We start from the raw sequence: 5,753 nt of genomic DNA, 5'->3' as shown, positions 1-5,753 counted from the left end.
GCCTACGACTGGTGGAAAATCCTCTTCGCAATGTATCCGAACGCGAAACCCACCCCCGCCAGGCGGACCCGGGACCGGGCCGAGCTGACCGCGGAGGTGAAGGAGTTCTTCGCGCCGGATCGGGCCGACGACGCGCTACCGGCCGTGTGCCTTCTGCGAGGGCCCCACCGACGTCCTCTGGGCGAAGTCGAACCTGCCGATGTTCGACACCACTCCGATCCGACGGGTGATGATCCCTATTCGTCGTTCTGGTCTACGACACGGCGGCGGAACGCAACCCTTAGGCGTTGCGCACGTGCCGCAAGTACCTGCACTGGGTGCAACGCAGTGTCTTCGAGGGCGAACTGTCGGCCGCGCAGTATCGTGCGCTGGTGACCACGCGGCGCGGCCAGCCTGATCTCCTTTACGGCAACATCCGCCGGGGCACGGGACGCCCCGCCCGCCCTGGCACCGGGAGCTGAGAACCGCCTGAACCCACCGGTCGGTGAAGCTCGGTGGAACCCTCGGTCGGTTTTCGCTCAGGCGTGCGGCACGGTGCCGCAGGACGCCGTCGACGCGCCCCGGTAGCCGGTGAGGAAGGCATCGCGGCGCTGCCGCGCCGACCCGTGCGTCCAGGTCTCCAGGTTGACCTGGCCGGATGCCCTGACCTGAATCCGGTCGTCGCCGACGGCCTCCGCCGCGCCGAGCGCCTGGTCAAGGTCGGCCTCGCCGATGGTGACGTTCCCGCCGGTGTTCGCGAGGGTGCTCCAGACCCCGGCGTAGCAGTCGGCCTGCAGTTCGAGCTGCACGCTGAGCTCGTTCTCCCGGGACGGGTCCGCCCGCTGTGCCTGCCGCACCCGCGCCTCGGTCCCGGTCAGCGTCTGCAGATGGTGCCCGACCTCGTGCGCCACGATGTACGCCTGCGCGTAGCGTCCCTCGGCGCCGAAGTCGCACTGGAGCTGGGCGAGGAATCCGAGATCGATGTAGACCTTGCGGTCCGGCGGGCAGTAGAACGGCCCGACCTGGGCAGACGCCACGCCACAGCCGGTCTGGACGGCTTGGGAGAAGTAGACCAGGCGGGGCTTGGTATACATCTGGCCGTTCCGGGCGAACTGAGCGGTCCAGACCTCATTGATCTCGTTGAACGCCTTGAGGACGAAGCAGTCGTCGTATTCATCGATGGCCGCGGCGGTGTTGCACCGCTGCGCGAGGTCGCCCGACGACTGCCCGGGCTGCGACAGGGGTGCCGTACCAGCGTCGGTACCACCGCCGAGCACCGTCACCACCAGGTAGATGAGCAGACCGACGATGCTCACCCCACCGCCACCGACAGCGATCCCCCTGCCGAGACCACCACCTCGCCTGTCCTCGAGCTCGGATGTGTCGACCGACGAGTCGTCGAACTGCATGACCTGCCTTCCGCCTTCCCCTTCTCCCCGGGCATGACCGGTCAGCCGGGTTCCGCAGGCAGTATGTCCATGCCGATCGGCTCTCGAATCTGGACCCGTCGGCTCTCGCGCCCGGCCCGGCCGACGTCACGACCGACACCGCACCAGCCGGGAACCCGTAGTCGATTCATGACACAAAGTTGTGGGGGGTAGGCACGTTTTCGGGGCCCAGAAGCGTGACTACCCCCCCATATTTCGGCCGGGCCGGGCCGGGCCAGGCCAGGCCCGGGGCCGGGCCGGCTCAGGCGGGTCGACCGAGCTGGCGAGCGAGCCGCGTCTGGTCGAAGTACAGCCGGTTCTCGGTGATCAGGCCGCGCTCGACCCGGTAGACCTCGACGACACGCAGGTTGATCCGACGTCCGGTGGGCGCGAGCTCCGTCCCGTCCGGGTCGCGGTAGACGCCGACGTGCGTCGCGGTCAGCGTGTACTCCTCGACCACGATCTCGCCCTGCTCGGCCAGCACGTGGGTATCGACGTCGATCTCACCGAAAGCCGCCAGGAAGGCGGCGCTGTACTCGGCGCCCGCCGCGCGCCCCTTGATCCGCACCCCGCCCGGTGCCTCGACGACCAGGTCCTCGTCGAGCAGCGACAGCACCGAGGCCTCGTCACCGAGGTCGAAGGCGTCCAGCGCGCGCTTCACCGTGTCCAGCGCCTCTCCCACGTGACATCCTCCAGGCTTGCCTGCCGCACACACCGTCCAGAGGGCGATCATCCCACCACCGGGCCGGTTCCCGACGGGAAACCGGACGTCCGGGAGGACGTCAGACGCTCGTGGTCGAGCCGGGACGGATGATCATCAGAACGGTGACGATCACCCAGAGCAGGCTGAACACACCGGCCGCCATCGCGAGACCGCTCGTGCGGGCGCGCGCCGCGGCCGCGTCCATGGCCACTGCGCCACCATCCATGGCCACCGCGCCTCCGTCCTGCACACGGTCGGGGACGGCCGGGGATCCGGCGACGATCTCGTCGAGGACGCCACGCTGTCCGGGCAGCACCACGATGAGGAGCACGACGGCGGCCACGGTGGTCAGCGCGATCGCGACGATCAACCAGCTCTGCCCAAGAACCCCCAGGCTCTGCGCGGTGAAGAACCCGAAGATCGGCACGACGAGGCCGAGCGCGGAGTAGACGCCACAGATTCGGTGCAGCACGCGGACAATCCCGGCAGCGCGCTCGTCGCCCGGGGAGGTCAGCGCCAGGCGCGCAGCCGGGGCGAACATGCTGGCGGCCACGGTGATCGGTCCGATCGCGAGGATCGCGGCCAGAACATGCACGCTGAGCAGAAACTTGGTCACGGTATGCCTCTCAGGATCGGCCCAGGATCGGGCGCGGACGGTCTGGATACGGATCCGGTGGCGCCGCGCCCACGCCTCGACGCTAAGGTCCGGGCGGCTCGACGCCCTAGCCGCCCAGACACCATCATCCTTCCGAGACTGGCCGATCCCACCCCGTCACTGGCCGCGGGCGCGCGCGGCACCCGGACCGAGCGGTCACGCCGGCAGCGCAGATGAGTAGTTCCGCACCGCCGCGTCCACTCGCTCCGCCATCTGGTGGATGATGGTTCCTGCGCGTAACCCGCCTTGTGCCGTGCGTCTTCAGGAGGCTTTCGGTATGCCTTTGCAGGCTGCTATTCGGCTTGATGTTCGGCTTCTCGTACGGATTGACGACCGCGTTCTCCTCGCTCGCCCGCCGGGAGAAGCCTGGCATGTCCTTCCGGGCGGTCCGGTGGCGGCGGGAGAGAGCACGGACGACGCTCTCGAACGGCAGGTAGGCCGCCTCGCCGGCCCTCGGACGGTCTCCCGGCAGTTCATCGGCGCGGTCGAGCACGACGGAACCGTCACCGGCCACTCACCTGAATCCGCAACCGATCACGTGCTCAGTATCATGTTCGCCGGCTTCTGGCCGCCCGACATTCCGACGCCGTCACGCTGGGGAGAGCACACGCTGGTTCCGGTGAACATCGACGTGCTTCTCGCGACACGCCTGCGCCCGCTATCGATGGCCGAGGTGGTACGTCGCTGGCTCGCCGAAGGCTGGCCGCTCTGGCGCGGCCTCGATCCCGCCGTCGACAACCGGCGGCTGCCCTCCCTGGCCTCACTGCGCGCGCAGCTGTTCGCCCGGCGGGAGGAGCTGCGCAGCCTCACCTTCCGGGACGCCGCCGTGGCGATCTGTGCCCTCGTCACCGCGGCCGACGGCCACATCGATCCGGCGGAACGCGAGGGGCTACTCGGCTTCATCGCTACGGATCCGGTGATGTCCCAGTTTCCCGAACAGGACGTGGAGCGGCTCTTCGATGGACATCTGAGCCGTCTCACCGCAGACTTCACCGCCGGCAAACAGGCCGCGCTGGCCGACATCGCCAAGGTGCGGGGGCGGGCGGCGGAAGCCGCCGCCGTGGTGCGCATCGGGCAGGTGATCGGCCTGGTTGACGGCGAGTTCGTCGCCAGCGAGCGGGCCGTGGTGCGGGAGGCCGCCCTCACCCTCGGCCTGAACGCCGCCGAGTTCGCCCTGTGAGGGGCGAGCCGGCGCCGGTTGAACGACGTCGCCGGCCCGGCCGCTCATGACCTCCTCGGCTGGCCTTCCCGGCTGACCTCCTCGGCGCGGCACCGATCGCGGCGGCACCGGTGGGGACCGCCGCCGGTCAGCTCTCCTTCTTGATCTCGAACCAAGACAGGATCCTGCCTCCGAACTTCAGGTCACCATTAATCTTGATCTTTCTGGTGAGGAAGAGCTTGGCCCCGCTGGCTTGACCGGAGACCACCCGAACGAAGCGGACACGATCCGTGACAATGGTCAGTGTCTGCTCCCCCGCGGATTCACTCGGGGTCCCGGCGGCAGGCGGTGTCGCCAAAGTGCAGACACCGTCGGCGACCCGCAGCTCGTAGGTGCGCACGGCGCCGCCCGGTCCACCGTTGAGCACGAATCGGACCAGAGCGTTCTCTTCCTGTGCCTGCTCTGGCCGGAAGGTGTCGCGCATCTGCCGGAAGACCTCGTCCAGCACCGCGTCACCAGCCGGCCCACCCAGCAGGTCGGAGACCTCACGCTCCGACATAGCGGGCAGACCGCTGACGAGTTTCGCCGGGTCGGCCGTGGGATCGACAGCAAGGTCGGACATAGCCACACTCCTTTGCGTTCGTGTTGGCGTTCGTGGGCGGCAGCCTGTCGGCAGCACGCACGAGCACGCTAGCGAAGACGACACTGCGGCGGTTCCGTGGGCGACACAACCGGAATGTCGCGCGTGACGCCCCAGCCCACAGACGCCCCAGCCCACGGACGGCGCGGCCCACCGGCGGGTCACTATCGTGGCCAAGGTGGTCACTCCCACACTTCGACGCGTCGAAATCGACGGGCGCCCCGTTCCCCCCGATGATCCACATCGCCTGGCCCTGCTCCCCCACGGCCACTTCACCGTGCTGCAGGTGCGAGCCGGTCGGGCCCGGGGCCTGCGGTGGCATCTCACCCGGCTGGATGAGGCGAACCAGGAGCTCTACGGCGAGCCCCTGGACGGCGCGCTGGTTCGCCACCGCATCCGGCAGGCACTGTACGCCACCCAGACGGCCGCCACCGGCTCCGAGGCCACGGCGACAGCCGCCACCGCGGTGGATGCCACGGTCCGGATTGTCGTCACCGAGCGGCCGGACGGCGCAGGGGTGCGCGTCATCGTCGCGATCGGCGAACCGGCAACCATGCCGACCACCCCCCAACGGCTGCGGTCAGTGCCGTACCTGCGCCCGTTCGCCCACCTCAAGCATCTCGGGACGTTCGCGCAGATCCAGCACGGCCGGCTCGTCCGCCGTGACGGCTACGACGACGCCCTGTTGACCGCCCCCGGCGGGCTCGTCGCGGAGGGCGTAATGACCAACATCGGTTTCTTCGATGGCAACATGATCGTCTGGCCGGACGCTCCCGCCCTGCGCGGAGTCACCATGACGCTGTTGGAGCAGGCACCGGCGGACGGCGGCCCGCCCAGCGTACGGGCCCCCGTGCGACTGGCGGACCTGGCAGGCTTCGAGGCCGCCTTCGTCACCAACTCACGCGGGATCGCGCCTGTCCGGGCCATCGACGGCCACCTCTTCACGGGATCCGAATGGCTCATGACGGCGCTTACCCGTCGCTACGACGCGGTGCCATGGGGTCCGATCTGAGCCAGGTCGACGGCGTCCCGCACGCCCGGGTGCTCCTGCGGACGGCCGGAGGACCACGTCCACCCGGCCTTATGTCCACCCCGGCCTTATGCTGTAAACATTCACGTAGATTCGTGATCTTGCGGTGAGTGGTTGGTGTTGGAGTCGGGTGTGGATGTTGTTCGCCGTTCTGGTGTGT

At 69.0% G+C, this 5,753-nt stretch carries 6 protein-coding genes and 1 pseudogene; 3 read left to right on the top strand and 4 right to left on the bottom strand.

Annotation, left to right across the window (positions count from 1 at the left end; translation table 11 throughout):
* Nucleotides 1-287: 287 nt before the first annotated feature.
* Nucleotides 288-419, top strand: a pseudogene (locus tag AC08OU_RS21835) (CRISPR-associated endonuclease Cas2); the annotation flags it as partial.
* A gap of 99 nt (nucleotides 420-518) precedes the next feature.
* Here the strand turns inward: AC08OU_RS21835 and ypfJ are convergent.
* The 3 genes from ypfJ to AC08OU_RS21820 form a co-directional block, all read right to left on the bottom strand.
* Nucleotides 519-1,388, bottom strand: coding sequence for a KPN_02809 family neutral zinc metallopeptidase (gene ypfJ / locus AC08OU_RS21830; RefSeq protein ID WP_476601962.1), 870 nt, complete (start codon nucleotides 1,386-1,388; stop codon nucleotides 519-521).
* A 280-nt stretch (nucleotides 1,389-1,668) separates the two neighbouring features.
* Nucleotides 1,669-2,088: an ester cyclase gene (locus AC08OU_RS21825; protein ID WP_011437807.1), complete on the bottom strand. Its 420-nt coding sequence runs from the start codon at nucleotides 2,086-2,088 to the stop codon at nucleotides 1,669-1,671.
* A 100-nt stretch (nucleotides 2,089-2,188) separates the two neighbouring features.
* A complete protein-coding gene (locus AC08OU_RS21820) occupies nucleotides 2,189-2,725 on the bottom strand; it encodes a hypothetical protein (RefSeq protein WP_476594341.1) in 537 nt (178 codons plus the stop codon).
* A 316-nt stretch (nucleotides 2,726-3,041) separates the two neighbouring features.
* On the opposite strand from AC08OU_RS21820, the gene AC08OU_RS21815 reads away from it, so the two are divergent.
* Nucleotides 3,042-3,944, top strand: coding sequence for a TerB family tellurite resistance protein (locus tag AC08OU_RS21815; RefSeq protein ID WP_476601961.1), 903 nt, complete (start codon nucleotides 3,042-3,044; stop codon nucleotides 3,942-3,944).
* Between the two features lie 127 nt (nucleotides 3,945-4,071).
* Here the strand turns inward: AC08OU_RS21815 and AC08OU_RS21810 are convergent, their stop codons facing one another.
* Complete coding sequence (locus tag AC08OU_RS21810; RefSeq protein ID WP_476594343.1) at nucleotides 4,072-4,545, bottom strand: SCP2 sterol-binding domain-containing protein; 474 nt, start codon at nucleotides 4,543-4,545, stop codon at nucleotides 4,072-4,074.
* A 187-nt stretch (nucleotides 4,546-4,732) separates the two neighbouring features.
* Here AC08OU_RS21810 and AC08OU_RS21805 point away from each other — a divergent pair, with 187 nt between their 5' ends.
* A complete protein-coding gene (locus tag AC08OU_RS21805) occupies nucleotides 4,733-5,575 on the top strand; it encodes an aminotransferase class IV family protein (protein WP_476601960.1) in 843 nt (280 codons plus the stop codon).
* The last annotated feature ends 178 nt before the right edge of the window (nucleotides 5,576-5,753 follow it).

Source organism: Frankia sp. CcMO1 (genome assembly GCF_977945845.1).
The sequence above is the reverse complement of the archived record's forward strand: the minus strand, read 5'-3'. Positions and strand labels throughout refer to the sequence as shown.